Source organism: Vibrio sp. 10N.261.51.A4 (genome assembly GCF_041471945.1).
GTDB lineage: Bacteria > Pseudomonadota > Gammaproteobacteria > Enterobacterales > Vibrionaceae > Vibrio > Vibrio crassostreae_C.
In genome coordinates this window covers 1-15,683 of record NZ_JBFRPJ010000082.1, presented here as the reverse complement: position 1 = coordinate 15,683, position 15,683 = coordinate 1, and the positions used below count along the sequence as shown (strand labels likewise).

Below are 15,683 nucleotides of genomic sequence, written 5' to 3'. Positions count from 1 at the left end.
GGACAGAGGTAAGAATATCATTTTGTTTGCTCAGATCGCGGAGAAACTATTTACAATTGAATAACTAAACCGTTATCATTTTTCAGTTACCCTTTCTCCCATATTAGGCATCTAATGAACAACGATAAACGCCCTCTATATATCCCTTATGCTGGTCCTGCTCTACTAAGTACACCTCTTCTAAACAAAGGCAGCGCATTCTCTGCTGAAGAGCGCAGTTCTTTCAACCTTGAAGGTTTGTTACCGGAAACAACCGAAACAATCCAAGAGCAAGTAGGACGTGCATACAAACAATATTGTAACTTCGAAAGTGATATGGATAAGCATATCTACCTTCGTAACATCCAAGACACTAATGAAACGCTTTTTTATCGTTTAGTTCAAAACCACATCTCTGAAATGATGCCTATCATTTACACGCCAACGGTTGGCGCAGCATGTGAGAACTTCTCAAATATTTACCGTCGTGGCCGTGGTCTGTTTATCTCATACCCGAACCGCGATCGTATCGATGACCTACTGAATAATGCGACAAACCACAACGTTAAAGTTATCGTGGTTACAGATGGTGAGCGTATTCTTGGTTTGGGAGACCAAGGCATCGGTGGTATGGGTATTCCAATTGGTAAGCTAGCACTTTACACAGCGTGTGGCGGTATCAGCCCAGCTTACATGCTACCAATCGTACTCGATGTGGGTACTAACAACCCTCAACGTCTTGCTGACCCAATGTACATGGGCTGGCGTCATCCTCGTATTACGGGTGCTGACTACGATGCATTCGTTGAAGAGTTCATCCAAGCGGTTCAACGCCGTTGGCCTGATGCATTAGTTCAGTTCGAAGATTTCGCACAAAAGAACGCAATGCCACTGCTTGAGCGCTATAAAGATCGCATCTGTTGTTTCAACGATGACATCCAAGGTACAGCAGCAGTAACCGTAGGTTCTCTACTTGCAGCATGTAAAGCAGCGAACAGCAAACTGTCAGATCAGCGTATCACCTTCTTAGGTGCGGGTTCTGCGGGTTGTGGTATTGCTGAAGCTATCATTGCTCAAATGGTGTCTGAAGGTATCAGCGATGCACAAGCTCGCTCTCAAGTTTACATGGTTGACCGTTGGGGTCTGCTACAAGAAGGCATGCAAAACCTGCTTGATTTCCAACAGCGTCTGGTTCAAACCAACGAAAACACCAAAGACTGGGAAAGCGATGGCACTGGTTTCTCTCTACTAGACGTAGTTCGCCACGCGAAACCAACCGTATTGGTTGGTGTGTCTGGTGCTCCAGGTCTATTCAGCAAAGAAGTCATCAAAGAGATGAACCTACACAGTGAACGCCCTATCGTGTTCCCACTGTCGAACCCAACAAGCCGTGTTGAAGCGACGCCAAACGACATTATTCGTTGGACTGATGGCCAAGCACTTGTTGCGACAGGTAGCCCATTTGAGCCAGTCGTTCACAACGGCACAACTTACCCAATCGCTCAGTGTAACAACAGCTACATCTTCCCAGGTATTGGCCTTGGTGTATTGGCTGTGAATGCTTCACGCATCACTGACGAAATGCTAATGGAATCAAGCCGTGCACTTGCTACGTGTTCTCCACTAGCAATCAATGGCACAGGTGCTCTACTTCCACCATTGGAAGAGATCCACACGGTATCTAAGAAAATTGCTCTTGCGGTAGGTAAAAAGGCGATTGAACAGGGCGTTGCTCTAGAGATCACTGAAGAAGCACTGCAACAAGCGATTGACCAGCACTTCTGGCAGCCAGTTTACCGTCGCTACAAGCGCACGGCATTCTAATAAAGCGTACTGCGCTTGGAATAAAGAGCGTTAACGACTCTTATATGAGCCTCTGCAATTGCAGGGGCTTTTTTCTTTAAACTGTCTTGTCTTTTTAACTGATTTTTCTCATTTTTATTTGGTATTATCGAGCACTCAAAAATTAATGCTCAGTGAAAGGACCATACCGAGAGTGAAATTTGATTCTCACATTATCCGTAGCTACATAAAAAAAGCTTACAAAAAACTGCAAGGTTTTCTGTTTGGCGCTTTCCTCGTGTTCTTAGTAGGCAGCGCTGCGGTTATTGCGATCGATTATTGGGTTTCATGGCAAGCGGAAGATCGTATCATCTACGATATAGATGAAGTGCCCGAGCTTGAGGTCGCCGTTGTGCTTGGCACGAGCAAATATTTGGGTCGAACACTCAACGACTATTATAAGCACCGAATCGAAGCCGCGATTGAGCTGTTCGACCGTGAAAAAGTCGACCAGTTTCTGTTAAGTGGTGATAACGCTCATCGCTCTTACAATGAGCCGTGGACGATGAAACGCGACTTGCTGAAAGCGGGTGTACCCGATGAACGCATTAACCTCGATTACGCAGGCTTTAGAACCTTAGACTCGATTGTTCGCGCTAAAAAGATCTTCGACACCGACAACTTCCTGATCATTACTCAGAAATTCCACTGTGAAAGAGCACTATTTATCGCTAATTCTTACGATATTCATGCACAATGTTTAGCGGTTTCAGGCCCTACTCATCATTCAGGCACCTCTATCCGTTTGCGTGAAGTTTTTGCGCGTACCAAAGCCTTCTTAGATTTGTATATTATGGGGACAACGCCAAAGTTCCTTGGACCTAAAGAGCCCATTCAATCGAGTCCAAAACCGGAATCATTTCCGATTCCAAACCCTATGACTGACCCCTCTGTAAACCCTGTTGTAGACCCTACAAAAAGCCCGATTGCAGACCCAGCAGAGACCGATGTGTAGAAAACTACACATTTTGAATTTGTTGCCTCACACTTCCCCATTGTTAAGCAAAAACACACCAACACTCCTTTATTAACTTGAGTAACATTCTTCCAACAAAGTCTGACCCTACATCAAGCTATATACCTCGACAATAATAAGCATGACTCAATGAAGTCACGCGCCAATACAACGAGGATAAACAAAAGGAGCGTCTTATGACGGCACTTGTTACTACACTGAAACACTGGTTGTTTACCCGCAACAGCATGATATTAATTGGTAATTTCACGCTATTTGCAGTTTTGCTCAATACCCTGCCATTCGAAGCGCAAGTGAATACAGGTTTAAGTATTCTCGTGTTCGTTGCCATTCTATGGTTAACAGAAGCTATTCACGTCAGCATCACCGCTTTGCTCGTTCCCCTATTGGCTGTCTTGTTTGGTGTATTCAACACGCCCGCAGCGCTGGCTAACTTTTCAAACCCAATCATCTTCTTATTCATGGGTGGCTTCGCATTGGCAGCCGCACTGAACAAGCAAGAGCTAGATAAAGCGATTGCTGACAAAGTACTGTTGATTGCAAAAGGCAGAATGTCGGTCGCTGTGTTCATGCTGTTCGGTGTGAGTGCTGGCTTATCCATGTGGATCTCAAACACAGCCACCACAGCAATGATGCTTCCTCTTGTTCTTGGCATCATGAACAAGGTTGACCAAAGTGAAGACCGCAACACCTACGTGTTCGTACTATTGGGTATCGCTTACTGTGCTTCAATCGGTGGTATCGCAACCTTAGTGGGTAGCCCACCAAACGCAATTGCTGCCGCAGAAGTTGGTTTAAGTTTCACAGAATGGATGGCGCTAGGTCTACCTATCTCAATGATCTTATTGCCAATCACAATGGTTGTCCTGTACGTGATGACTAAGCCAAAGCTCGACCATAAATTTGAGCTAGACCACGCTCCTGTAGAGTGGACAAACAGCAAAAAAATCACACTGTCTATCTTCCTTTTAACCGTAACGCTTTGGATATTCGGAAAACCAATCAACGCAATGATTGGCGGATTCTCTAAGTTTGATAGCTTGGTAGCGATTGGTGCCATTGTACTGCTTGGCGCTTCTAGAGCGGTGGAATGGAAAGACGTTGAGAAGACAACGGACTGGGGTGTTCTTATCCTATTCGGTGGTGGTATCTGCTTAAGTAACATTCTAAAAGCGACAGGAACCAGCGTATTCTTAGCACACTCACTAAGCGGATTTTTAGAAACAGCTGGCGTACTGCTTACGATTCTAGCCGTGGTAGCGTTCGTGGTATTCCTAACGGAATTTGCGAGTAACACAGCGAGTGCAGCACTTCTGGTGCCAGTATTCGCAACCATCGCTGAAGCACTTGGTATGTCGCCAGTTATTTTGTCTGCACTGATCGCTGTTGCTGCGTCTTGTGCCTTCATGCTTCCTGTTGCAACACCACCAAACGCAATCGTGTTTGGCTCGGGTCACATCAAGCAGAAAGAGATGATGCGAATCGGTATGGTGTTGAACCTAGTTTGTATCCTAGTTCTGACTCTGTTCGCTTGGATCTTCTGGTAAACACTAACGTTCTATAAGCGCATGCTTACAGGAATGCTCCCCTAAACTGGTTGAACTTCCCCCGGTTCAACCAAGACAAAAATGCCCGTTCAGCGTAAGCAAGCACTGAACGGGCATATAAAAACAAGAAACGCTTTCCCTTTTGGTGGCCCCGCGCCACCTTTTTTGTTTTGGCTTTTGGGAGAAGAACCATAAAAACGCCACACGTCACATATGCACGTGTGGCTTATAAACTCATCAAAACAATTTTCAGATTAGTGACTCAAGATCACCTGATTTCGACCTGAATGCTTTGCTTGATATAAAGCTTCATCAGCGCGAGCAATAGTCTCTGTCACTCGCTCTTGTTTCATCTCGGCAACACCGATACTGCATGTCAGCGGATCGCCATGAACCCAAAGGTGCTGGCTGACTAAAAATCGGATTTTCTCGGCCTTTCTTTGTGCTTCGCCAAGATCAGTCTCAGGGCAAAAAACAATGAACTCTTCACCACCCCATCTCACCAACTTGTCGGTAGCGCTGATCGAACTGCCCACCACCATGCTGAACTCACGTAGAATATGGTCACCCATTTGGTGTCCGTACTTGTCATTTACACTCTTGAAGTAGTCGATATCGAGATACAACATACCCAGCTTGCCATGTCCTTGCTTCACATGTTGTGACTGCATTTTCAACCAATCACGAATCGCGTGGCGGTTTAGTATTCCGGTTAACTCATCACGATGGGCCATCTCTGAAAATTCAAAATTCTGTTCTCTCAGTGCGCGATTGACGTTCTTTAAGTGGTGATGTCTTTTCTCTGCGATCACCATGCGTTTTCTTGAACGATGCAATTCTGAAAGTAAGAACACAGTACCTGTTCCGACCCAGATAAACAGCAAGATCAAGAACAAGCTTTCCGCAGAGATATACGAGCCTTCAAACTCGATGCTGCGAATAACAATTCGATGATGGCCTAGCTTCGCACCCGATGCGGTAGCAAACTCGACCATATTCACATTCGAATATTCAGGTGCAGAGTGCTCTAATGCCACATCATTGTCGGCTAACCACCATGTCATCACCTGTAGATTGGCGATTGGGATTTCAATCACACCGCCATCGATTCCTGGAGAAAACTCCATGCCGTTGTACTTGTGCGTGTACTCGTCATCAGGAACTGAATAAGCAGGGTTGTAGTTACGTAGATAGGTTCTCAAACGGCCACTAGAGTCAGCCTCCGCATGGTAATCAATGTTCACTCTAAAGGTGTGGTACTGAGAAAGGTCAAGGCCCGAGGTGATGTCAGGGTTGATACGAATCGACAGCCCACAGTAAGGCCACGGATACTCCGACTCTTTAAGTTCACAGTCGAGAATATACTGCCCATTTTCGTAGGATAACTGGGACGTACTGACTCCCCTATCAACTTGATCACTGGTCGCGATAAATTCATATTTATCAGGGGTAATTGCCGTTATCACACGATTTCCGCTCACACGGTAATACTGCACAATGGCAAGTGTTGCGATAACTAAAAAGATAACAATCTTATGGATCCACTTCACGTCTAAGCTTCCGGCTTAAGGTCCCTATAAATGGGATTTCATGATAAAAAATAACCTGAGTGGATTAATGATATTGATGCCAATAATCCACTAAAAAGCGTTATATCACGCCTGAACAAAATGTCATACCATAATTTAAACTGAGTGTTTACCATCAATTACCCATCGCAATAATCGAGCAATATTGCGTATAAAAGCAGACTCTATTTGTTATACTCATCGCAAATCATCGTTGACCGTATCGCCTGTTCACAAGGCGAGCGAGTGGACGAAATAATAATCAAAATACAACGAGTAATGTCATGTCTTTATTAGCAAAAGGAACACTCAAGAAGATGAGTGCTTCCCTTGATGGTGCGGTTACTTACCGTTTACCTGTAGGTGAAGAGTTTGTAGAGCTAAACCCTCTGATTGGTAAAACCATCAACCTTACCCATACCGGCAATATTTTTTGTTGTTCGTGTGGTAAGAAAACCAAGAAAAGCTACTCTCAAGGCCACTGCTTTGTGTGCATGAAAAAGCTAGCAAGCTGCGACATGTGCATCATGAAACCAGAGACTTGTCACTACGATGAAGGCACATGTCGTGAGCCTCAATGGGGTGAAGAGAACTGCATGGTTGATCACTTCGTTTACCTATCAAACACATCAAGCCTAAAGGTGGGTATCACTCGTCATACTCAAATCCCTACCCGTTGGATTGACCAAGGCGCGACTCAAGGTTTGCCTATCTTGAAGGTAAAAACACGTCAGATCTCTGGCCTGATCGAAGTTGAGTTAGCGAAGCACATTGCTGACAAAACCAACTGGCGCACGCTGCTAAAAGGCGATGGCGACGATATGGAGTTGGTAGAAAAAGCCAAAGAACTATTGCCATTGGTTGAAGATAAGATCCAAGAGATCAGAGCGAAGTTTGGTGACGATGCAATCGAGATTCTGAGCGAAAACATCACTTCACTGAGCTACCCGGTTGAGCAGCACCCAGTGAAGATTGTATCGCACAACTTTGATAAGAATCCTGAAGTGACAGGCGTACTTCAAGGCATTAAAGGCCAATACCTTATCCTAGATACAGGTGTGATTAACATCCGTAAATTTGGTTCTTACGAAGTGGAAGTGTCTGCATAACTTGTAGAACTTAAACGTTTCTTATAGTTAGAAGCGCTTAGTGAATAGCCAAAAAATAAAATGCCCTCAAGTGATGACTTGAGGGCATTTTTCGTTGTCGATCCTATTCGCTTTCGATGACGATTTTAGGCGTTAGAGCGCAACCACATCTCCGTCTACACAATTCTTGCCGTTGGCTTTCGCGCGATAGAGAGATTGATCGGTTAAATTCACGAGTGCATCAATCGTGACACCGTCTTCACAGGTTTGGCTATCACTGATTCCGATACTGACACTCGAATTAAATCGTAACTGTTCATCAATCTTAAATTCGGTTTGATTAAACTGCTCTCGGATCTGATCAGACACTTGACGCGAAATCTGAGGCGACGCATTAGGGATAAATACAATGAACTCTTCACCGCCCCATCGACCTGCGACACCGCCCACAGCCTCAACATTACGCTTAGTAATATCAGCCAATGCGCAAATTACCTCGTCACCCACCATGTGCCCGTAGGTATCATTGATCGATTTGAAGTCATCGATATCAAGCAGCATACACACTAAGTGAGTCTCAGAGACAAGGTGCTCTCTCAGCCACTCATAAATCGCCCTACGGTTAAGCAAATCCGTCATTTCATCGTAATTCGCTTGGTGTACCAACTGCTTTTCCAGCATCACCTTTTGAGTCACATCTTCGAGCACAACCTGAACGGCTGGCTGACCTTTCCAAGTAATCGCATTGTCGTAAATATTGAAGAACCGATGAACGCCGTCAAAGCCAATGTTTTCAACCACGGTACTAGTACCTGACAACTCCCCTGATACGATCGCGTGATAGTGCTTGCTGATGCCATCGGCATTCTGTTTTGGTACCAGTTCAAGGATAGAGTCCAGCTCTAATACTTGCTCGATGGAAGCCGCGCCTTGCATGTTGACCCAAGATTGATTAACCATCAGCGGCTTGAAATCTCGGTGAACCAAGATGCCCTGCCCAGATTGCATGATCATGTCGTGATACATCTTATCTTGCTCAAGCACCGCATTTTGCAGCTGAATCGCTGGGGAAAGATCGATCACCGTGACTTGCAGTGCAGGTCTTCCCTGCCACTCCGTCACATGGTCGATAGAAAACACAGTGAACTCTCTGCCATTACGATCAATATTGGTATAGGTGTGAACCTGAGGGTCGCGTTGACCACTGACCGTTTCAAGGTAATTTTGATAAGCTAAAACATGGTAATCTTCTGAGATTAAATCTAGAAAGCTATCGATATTAGAAAGTAGTTCTTCGGGCGATTGGTATCCATAGATGCGAGCATAGTTAGCGTCAACACTCACTACATTCATATCTTGAATAGTTATTACACCGTACGTGGATTCGAAATTTATTGAAGACATTGCCAACTCCGCACTCTAGCTACACTTCATAAACTGGAGCATAACAACACATCCTGCCAACGCTTCCACACAATCTATCACGCGCTAGGGACATTAATATGCCATCTAGTATATCGTACTGTTGCGGCCTTCTCTACAACTCAATTGCCAACACGAGTTAGTAAAAGTAGACAAGCATCTCAATCCCATTATTCGCGTCAAAAAACAGAAATAGATAACCTATACCAATGTAACCATTATCTTTTTCTACTTTTGGCCTTGAACTGATGAAAGAATCAGCTCCCAACCACTTCAAATCCTGTTCGCTATTCTTTTAAACCTGCGCACTATTCTTTAAACCTACGAACTATTCATTCCAATCAGAGAAATATGAGACTAAGAAGTCGATAGCTAACCGTGCTCTCTGTGGAAGAAAACGACGGTTCTGATAAACAATCCAACTGCTTGTGCCCGCTCCCCAATACTCTTCTAACACAGGGACGAGTTTTCCATTGCTAAGACTGCCATTGAAACTGCTTTTAGGAAGATAAACGATGCCAAGCCCCTCTTCACATGCTTTCAGTACTGCGCTCGAATTGTTACTGCGCCAGCGTCCATGTACTCGCACTGCATTTAACGGTTTGCCCTCTTTCTCAAATAGCCACTGATCACTGTTGGCGATAATACAGCTGTGCATTTTTAACTGCTCTGGATGAGTCGGCGTACCAAATTGCTCTATGTAGTCTTTACTGGCTGCCGCCGCCATCGGGCGATCGACGAGCTTTCTTGCCACCAATCCTGAATCGTCCAATCGGCCATAACGAATCGCGAAATCGATGCCATCTTCGATGAAGTTAACCATCTTGGTATTGAAATTCATTTCTATGGTGAGCTCAGGATGCTCTTTAGCAAATTCCATCAGCGCCGCGGCAACATGGTTCTCTGCAAATGCGCCCGCCGCACTAACACGTAAAGTACCACTCAACTGAGTTTGTTGAGACGTGACTTGTTCATTGGCCTGTTGCAGCCCAATCACCAAGTCTTTGCACTGTTGGTAATAGGTGTGGCCAGATTCAGTCAGGCTAACCATCCGTGTTGAACGCGCAAGCAGAGCCACTCCCACTCTCTCTTCCAACCTTGAAACCTGCCGACTCACATGGCTGGTACTGCAACCTAACTGTTTGGCGGCCGCTGAAAAGCCGTGGCACTCAGCAACTGCAACAAATTCGTTAATCCCTTCAAAGCTATCCATACTTAATCTACTCGTATTTTATCTTTGCTATATAGCAACAATTTTTTGCCTGTTTAGCATATTATCACCTAATTGGTTTAGAACTAGTATTAGAAACAACAAGACGGCGATAGCTAAGTAACAACGCGATACCAAGCTCTAAGCGCTAGCGCCTAACGAACAGCATCAGTGCTTAACGAAAAGCGTCAGCACCTAAATAAAAAAACAGCAGCTCAAAGGGACGAACCATGAAAAAAATACTAATTCCAGTGACTAACCACGCAACACTAGGCGATACAGATCAAGCGAATGGTACTTATGCGCCTGAACTGACTCATGCTCTCAAAGAGATCATTGCTGCGGGTTTTGAGTACGACATCGCTTCTATCAAGGGTGGTAAAGGCCCATTGTACGGAACCGATATTGAAGGGGATTCAGTAAACGCTGAGATCTTGGCTGATGATGACTTCCAAAACCGCATCAACAATACGATTCCTGTAAACCAAATTAATGCAGAAAGCTACGATGCTATCTTCTACCCAGGCGGGTTCGGCTTGCTTTCAGACCTATCAACTAACGAGCAGTTTGCTGCTATTGCGGCTAAACATTATGAAGATGGCGGTGTGATCGCATCAGTATGTCACGGCCCTGCGGCGCTGCTTCCGATTGTTCTGAGCAACGGTGAAAAATTACTAAGCTCTAAATCAGTGACTGGCTTTACTCGCGAAGAAGAGATCGACTTTGGCACCATCAACGACATTCCATTCCTACTGGAAGAGTCTCTTGCTCGTAGCGCTGCGCGTTTCAACAAGGTTCAACCTTGGCAAGAACTTGTGATTGTTGATGAGCGAGTGATTACAGGCCAGAACCCAACCAGCGCACACGCTGTAGGTGCTGCTCTGGTTAAACAACTTTCTTAGTTAAATTAATCGCTTAGTTAAATCAATGGCTTAATAGAATAACTGCCGTTGAACAAACAAGCTCAGTCAAACAAAAAGAGCATACTTCCACGTCAATATTATTGAGAGAAGCATGCTCTTTTCTAATTCTGTAACCATCTAGGTGTTAGTTACTTCTTGCTAGTGACTTCGCAAGATCCCTTCAAGCACATTGAACAGCAAGTCGATCTCTTCAATCGAGTTGTAATGCATACAACCAATACGCACCACGCCCTGCTCTTCAATACCCAACTGCTTCACCAACCCTAATGCGTAGAAGTGTCCGTTCCAAACACAGATATTATGTTCACCCAGCTTCTTGGCGATGAACTCTGGAGAATGGTTTTCAAAGGTAACCGCAAAGGTTGGCGTTCTTAGGTTCGAATCAAACTCTGTTTTCCCGTAAAGCTTTGCCCCTTCAAGATCAGACAAGCGTTTAAGGAAGTACTCACTGAGCTGGCTTTCATGCTTATTATAAAGCGCGTAGCTTTGCTCTAAACGAGAACGCAATGAGTCGGTTGGCTCACCGAATTGCGCCAAGTAATCTACCGCCGAAATCACACCTGCAAGGCCTTCAAAGCTTTGCGTACCTGTTTCAAAACGGCCTGGGCCAATATTGGTTGCAGGCTCAACCTTGTAAGGCTTTAACGTGTGTAGCCATTGAGGTGCAACATACGCAATGCCCACATGCGGGCCGAAGAATTTATACGCTGAACACGCTAAGAAATCACAATTCAGCTGCTGAACATCGATCAAGTGATGTGGCGCGTAATGAACGGCATCGACATAAACCTGCGCACCATGCTGATGTGCAAGCTCAATAACTTTTGCCATGTCGACAATAGAGCCAGTCGTGTTCGAAGCAAACGTCACCGCGACAAGCTTGGTTTTCTCGTTCAACAGTGACTCAAAATGCGCCATATCCAAACTGCAATCTGACTCGTCGACACGAACCTGGCGAACTATCGCGCCTTTGTCGTCTGCCGCTTGCTGCCAGCTCGATACATTTGAGTAATGGTCTAACGCCGTGACGATAACTTCATCGCCCTCTTTCCAATCGCGGCTGATCGCTCGGCTAAGTTGGAAGGTCAGAGATGTCATGTTCGCACCGAACACAACGTTACCAGAAGACTCCGCATTAAGCAGTGCTTGCGCCGCTTCTCGCGCTTGCTGCATTAAGCTTGTGGTCTTTTGGCTAGAAAAATAGTGGCCACCTAGGTTTGAATTGAAATGCCCTAGGTATTCGGTCATTGAAGCTAAAACATTCTCAGGAACCTGAGAGCCACCCGGCCCATCAAAAAAGGTCACCGGCTTACCGTTATGGTATTGGCCTAGCGCGCTAAACTGCTGGCGCACATCATTAAGAGTGAAGGACATTGCGCGCATCCTTAGCCGTTAGAACAAACACATCCATGTAACCCATCTCGTCGTGGTCTATGGTGCGAATTGGCTGTGCGTTGTGCCATAGCTTACTGTCTGCAAGCATTGCAACTTCGCCGTCTTCAAGCACTTTTCTAAAGAACGGTGCTTCATGAGAATCTTGGTACAGCATGATCTCGCCACCCACAATGTTATGACGGTTAACACCAATTAAAGCGATGTGGTCGAAGCCATCTTGGTGAACACCTTCTGGCGCAACCTGTGTCTCTTCAAAAATGGCAGCGATGCGGATTTGGTGGATTTCGATTTCTTGCCCGTCTTCAAGCCCATTGGTTTCAATGAACAACTCACACATCTCTTGCATGCCTTCGCTGCTTAGAATCTTCGCTTCAATCGGCTCGAACTGACGAACTACGTCACCTTGAAAGTGATTAATGTCTTCAGACTGAACAAAGTTATGTTTGTCTAGCTCTACGACTTGTCCATTACTGAATTGAACCACCGAGTACCTTCTCAATCGAAACTGACCATCCGCATGCTCTGTGCTTGGAAGCTTAGAGAATGACGGTGACAACTCCTCAACTGCGTGGTTACTGAGGTGGGTAATATGTAGGGTATTTTCGTGAGCATGTAACATCATCGACTCCTTAATGATTGTTAATTTACTTTCGATATTTAACGTTTTGTTTACATAAAGGATACTTGAAGATCTTGTCAAATCAACATTAAACAATCATTTATCCCGTCAGATTTAATAATTCAGACACTAAATCTAACCTGAAATTCAAAAGCAGTGTATAACACCAGAATAAAAGATGACCAACTCTTAAAACTAGCACACTCCACTAGCTAGTTATAAATCCCTACAAATTTAAATTTAACGATATTATTAACTGGCAAGCCATGTTTCATATTGTGTCAGCCCTTTCGCTTCAATACGCCAGCCTCCTTGCATGAGTTCAGCCCTCACTCTCGCCATCATTCATTTCTATGCTTTTGCACAACGAAATACGACCTACCTATCAATTGCCAAGCTATTGATTATTTACACAACAAACTGAAATTGGTTAATTTATGAGTACGCCAGAAACCAAACGCCTTTGCTTGCGCGTCTGGAACAGGTCGAGTTCGGGGGGAACTCGGCCGCCCTCAAGTAGTTTACTTCTTTTAGTCTCGAAGATGTTTGCAGTGGAATGTTGCGGGTGAGATTCACTCGGTGTTAACTGAAAACCAGACCATGAAGCGTTTGAAATCGACGATGACTATGGATGTAGCTTCTAGATAAGCGACGTACGTACGCAAATGTGAGGCGTTCTTCGCTAACACGTTTATGCTCCTTTATACGTCAGCCTTTCTACCCACTCGTATTCTGTTCATTACAGTTTTACCCTATAGAGTTATCCATCCTCTAATCCTGTCAGCTGAAAACCCTCGTAACGTATCACGAGGGTTAATTCGGCCAAATATCATGGTTTTTAGTCCCGAGAAGCTGACCGTTATGTTTAACCTTAACGATTAATAGTGCTTATCAACACTAATAGGCTATATGGTAAACTATATCTATAGTTGCTTATGGAGAAGTATAAATGGCGAGTACCGAACCAAATCGTCACGGTTTAAAACGTTATATCCCTCAAGACATTAGACAGGTTATTAGGAAGAACTCCGGATATGGTTGCGTCATCTGTGGTTCAATGTTCTGTGATTACGAACATATCGAACCAGAATTTCACAACGCGACTGAACACGACCCAGAATGCATGACTTTACTTTGCGGTGGTTGCCATCATCATGTTACGGGCAGACGAAAATCTAAGCGAAATGTTTGGAAGGCAAAGAGCAGTCCTTTTGCTATCGAACGCGGATATGTTAGAGAATCTATTGAACCTACTATTGAACAACAAATAAGGTTGGGAAACAGCTTTGTAGACTCGACACAAATTGTTCTAGAGATTCATGGCAAACCGATTCTCTGGTTTGAAAAACCAAGCGAGCCTGACGAACCAATATTAGTTAACGCTATATTTTACGACTCTAAGGGTAACCCTCAAGCTTTCATAAATCGCAACCAGTTTACAGCCGCTGTTGGTGACTGCGATATTAAGTCAGAAGGTACTTCTATTGAGTTCAGACCTAAGCCCGGCAAAATATCTTTGATATTAAATGTTGAAGCAGACGAGCCGATCAGTATAGATAGATTAGATATGCACTATTTTGGCACTGGGTTTCAGGTCTTACCAAATAAGTCGATGCACTTAACCTCAGGCGATTCTAATATATCTTTGAGCAACATGACTGTTAGTAACTGCGGTGCAGCATTTGGATTTGGCTCCATCCCTAGAACACGTAGCTTCCCTTTGGGTACTATTAAAAGATTAGAAATTGCTTACGCCATAGCAAGAAAAACTATTTATTTTGAAAATACTAATGGTCAAAAGCTTGGATGGTTAAGTGGTAATCTTGTCGTAGACAAAAACTATAATTTTGTGGCGAAACTTGAGCATATAGACGCTTCAAAAATAGGTATTGAGAACCTGTTCGGAGAGTTTGTCGGTTATTTACATCAACATTCTTCATCTTCTTTTAGTGTTGAGATGCCAGAACCAGAATATGAAACTTACGAACCGATTTGGCAGAATCCTATGTTCTATAAAACTAGATTTCTTCGTGTTCGTAATACCTATGATTTGTCCCATCGTCTTTTCGGCCAACGCTAGACTAGTTCTTGTTAGTTGAAATAGTAATGACTCAAAGGATTAAAATGAAAACTCCAACAGTATTTCTCGACACTAACATAATCAAATTCTCGGCCAGTGAACTTGAAAAACTTGTTCCTCACGAAAAGGTGATTTCTTGGGGCGGAATAAAGCATACATTGACTGTCCATGAAACTCAGATGGTTAACCCAAATGAGTCAATTAAAAATAATGATTTGTTAAAAAGTGAAACTTACCTTCTCGAGGATGTTGCAAAACAAGATGCGGCAGGCACGCTTAGGTTTGTTACTCATGATGAGGTTCAATTTGAAAGTTGGAACATGCCCAATTTGAATAGTAAGCGGGGAATGTTTTATGGCGCTAATGTCGGTACTGTGGACTCTCCTATTAATTACTCTCGTAAAATTGCAGGCGGTAATTCCACAGTAAAAGATTTACAGTTTAACTTTATCTCTCAAATCAAAAACGCAAGATTTATTGAGTTTCAAAAAATCGCAGGGGCTTACCAAGGCAAAGACAAACTGCCAAGTAAAAACCAAGCTCTAGATGCTTTCCATCTTTGGTGTTCTGACGCTTCACATTGCGATTACTTTCTGACTCTGGATCTAAGTCTAATTCAACTCGTAAATAAGAGAGGGAAAGATAAAATGTCAGTTAAAGTTGTGACTCCTTCAGAATTACTTTCTCTTATAGCTTCTTAGAGCAAATAAAAGGTGGATTGAGGGGAGTAAAATTGTAGACGTTGACCAATTTTCGGCAATTGAACGCGATCACACTAAATTGAGACAAATCAAACAGTTAATCAATTAACTTTCATTAATCGATTACACACTTAACTCACATTTCATGGCCTGAAGTTGTTCATGATTCGAGTTATAGAAACGATTTTCCAATTATGAGTTTCATTATTTGTAACTACTCTTGCGTACATCAAAACATGCTTGCTTCTTTATAGTCAATTTCAATATAGGGGACGTTAGGGATGGCTAACCGAATGTACGCCCACTTACTTCGCTAGGCTTTGTTGCGTAATT

General features: G+C 43.9%; 12 protein-coding genes. 7 read left to right on the top strand and 5 right to left on the bottom strand.

Translation table 11 applies throughout. The annotated features are described in order from the left end of the window. Window positions 1–114 precede the first annotated feature (114 nt). The 3 genes from AB4384_RS18240 (at window position 115) to AB4384_RS18230 (ending at window position 4,344) form a co-directional block, all read left to right on the top strand. Window positions 115–1,803, top strand: coding sequence for an NAD-dependent malic enzyme (locus AB4384_RS18240; RefSeq protein ID WP_017059764.1), 1,689 nt, complete (start codon window positions 115–117; stop codon window positions 1,801–1,803). 172 nt (window positions 1,804–1,975) lie between these two features. Further along, on the top strand, window positions 1,976–2,776 hold the full coding sequence (locus AB4384_RS18235; protein WP_102393414.1) for a vancomycin high temperature exclusion protein: 801 nt from the start codon (window positions 1,976–1,978) through the stop codon (window positions 2,774–2,776). Between the two features lie 197 nt (window positions 2,777–2,973). Then, window positions 2,974–4,344 (top strand): DASS family sodium-coupled anion symporter, encoded by a 1,371-nt coding sequence (locus tag AB4384_RS18230; RefSeq protein WP_102393413.1) that lies wholly within the window; start codon window positions 2,974–2,976, stop codon window positions 4,342–4,344. A gap of 254 nt (window positions 4,345–4,598) precedes the next feature. On the opposite strand, the gene AB4384_RS18225 is transcribed toward AB4384_RS18230, so the two are convergent. Then, window positions 4,599–5,894, bottom strand: a complete 1,296-nt coding sequence (locus AB4384_RS18225; protein ID WP_372129910.1) for a GGDEF domain-containing protein — start codon at window positions 5,892–5,894, stop codon at window positions 4,599–4,601. Between the two features lie 302 nt (window positions 5,895–6,196). Here AB4384_RS18225 and AB4384_RS18220 point away from each other — a divergent pair, with 302 nt between their 5' ends. Continuing rightward, window positions 6,197–7,021, top strand: a complete 825-nt coding sequence (locus AB4384_RS18220) for a DUF2797 domain-containing protein (protein ID WP_017063586.1) — start codon at window positions 6,197–6,199, stop codon at window positions 7,019–7,021. A 132-nt stretch (window positions 7,022–7,153) separates the two neighbouring features. Here the strand turns inward: AB4384_RS18220 and AB4384_RS18215 are convergent, their stop codons facing one another. Together AB4384_RS18215 and AB4384_RS18210 are read right to left on the bottom strand one after the other, a co-directional pair. Continuing rightward, the gene (locus AB4384_RS18215; RefSeq protein ID WP_372129909.1) at window positions 7,154–8,404 is read right to left on the bottom strand and encodes a diguanylate cyclase; all 1,251 of its coding nucleotides are present in this window, start codon (window positions 8,402–8,404) and stop codon (window positions 7,154–7,156) included. Between the two features lie 346 nt (window positions 8,405–8,750). Then, window positions 8,751–9,635 carry a LysR family transcriptional regulator gene (locus AB4384_RS18210; protein ID WP_029235692.1) on the bottom strand — a complete coding sequence of 295 codons (885 nt, stop codon included), beginning with the start codon at window positions 9,633–9,635 and terminating at the stop codon, window positions 8,751–8,753. A gap of 227 nt (window positions 9,636–9,862) precedes the next feature. On the opposite strand from AB4384_RS18210, the gene AB4384_RS18205 reads away from it, so the two are divergent. Continuing rightward, entirely contained in the window at window positions 9,863–10,534 is a 672-nt protein-coding gene (locus tag AB4384_RS18205; protein WP_372129908.1) for a type 1 glutamine amidotransferase domain-containing protein, read from the top strand. Between the two features lie 159 nt (window positions 10,535–10,693). Here AB4384_RS18205 and AB4384_RS18200 read toward each other — a convergent pair whose 3' ends face one another. Both AB4384_RS18200 and AB4384_RS18195 read right to left on the bottom strand, forming a co-directional pair. Then, window positions 10,694–11,929, bottom strand: a complete 1,236-nt coding sequence (locus AB4384_RS18200; protein ID WP_372129907.1) for a cysteine desulfurase-like protein — start codon at window positions 11,927–11,929, stop codon at window positions 10,694–10,696. Further along, entirely contained in the window at window positions 11,913–12,569 is a 657-nt protein-coding gene (locus tag AB4384_RS18195) for a 2OG-Fe dioxygenase family protein (protein ID WP_372129906.1), read from the bottom strand. Before AB4384_RS18195 ends, AB4384_RS18200 begins: the two co-directional genes overlap by 17 nt. Before the next feature lie 949 nt (window positions 12,570–13,518). Here AB4384_RS18195 and AB4384_RS18190 point away from each other — a divergent pair. Both AB4384_RS18190 and AB4384_RS18185 read left to right on the top strand, forming a co-directional pair. Beyond that, window positions 13,519–14,649 (top strand): hypothetical protein, encoded by a 1,131-nt coding sequence (locus tag AB4384_RS18190; RefSeq protein ID WP_372129905.1) that lies wholly within the window; start codon window positions 13,519–13,521, stop codon window positions 14,647–14,649. A gap of 44 nt (window positions 14,650–14,693) precedes the next feature. Beyond that, complete coding sequence (locus tag AB4384_RS18185) at window positions 14,694–15,350, top strand: hypothetical protein (protein ID WP_372129904.1); 657 nt, start codon at window positions 14,694–14,696, stop codon at window positions 15,348–15,350. The last annotated feature ends 333 nt before the right edge of the window (window positions 15,351–15,683 follow it).

What these genes read in the sequence shown, in the direction of transcription:
- AB4384_RS18215 (WP_372129909.1), bottom strand. Translation starts at nt 8,404, where the DNA reads ATGTCTTCAATAAATTTCGAATCCACGTACGGTGTAATAACTATTCAA.
- AB4384_RS18240 (WP_017059764.1), top strand. Translation starts at nt 115, where the DNA reads ATGAACAACGATAAACGCCCTCTATATATCCCTTATGCTGGTCCTGCT.
- AB4384_RS18210 (WP_029235692.1), bottom strand. Translation starts at nt 9,635, where the DNA reads ATGGATAGCTTTGAAGGGATTAACGAATTTGTTGCAGTTGCTGAGTGC.
- AB4384_RS18230 (WP_102393413.1), top strand. Translation starts at nt 2,974, where the DNA reads ATGACGGCACTTGTTACTACACTGAAACACTGGTTGTTTACCCGCAAC.
- AB4384_RS18185 (WP_372129904.1), top strand. Translation starts at nt 14,694, where the DNA reads ATGAAAACTCCAACAGTATTTCTCGACACTAACATAATCAAATTCTCG.
- AB4384_RS18190 (WP_372129905.1), top strand. Translation starts at nt 13,519, where the DNA reads ATGGCGAGTACCGAACCAAATCGTCACGGTTTAAAACGTTATATCCCT.
- AB4384_RS18220 (WP_017063586.1), top strand. Translation starts at nt 6,197, where the DNA reads ATGTCTTTATTAGCAAAAGGAACACTCAAGAAGATGAGTGCTTCCCTT.
- AB4384_RS18205 (WP_372129908.1), top strand. Translation starts at nt 9,863, where the DNA reads ATGAAAAAAATACTAATTCCAGTGACTAACCACGCAACACTAGGCGAT.
- AB4384_RS18200 (WP_372129907.1), bottom strand. Translation starts at nt 11,929, where the DNA reads ATGTCCTTCACTCTTAATGATGTGCGCCAGCAGTTTAGCGCGCTAGGC.
- AB4384_RS18195 (WP_372129906.1), bottom strand. Translation starts at nt 12,569, where the DNA reads ATGTTACATGCTCACGAAAATACCCTACATATTACCCACCTCAGTAAC.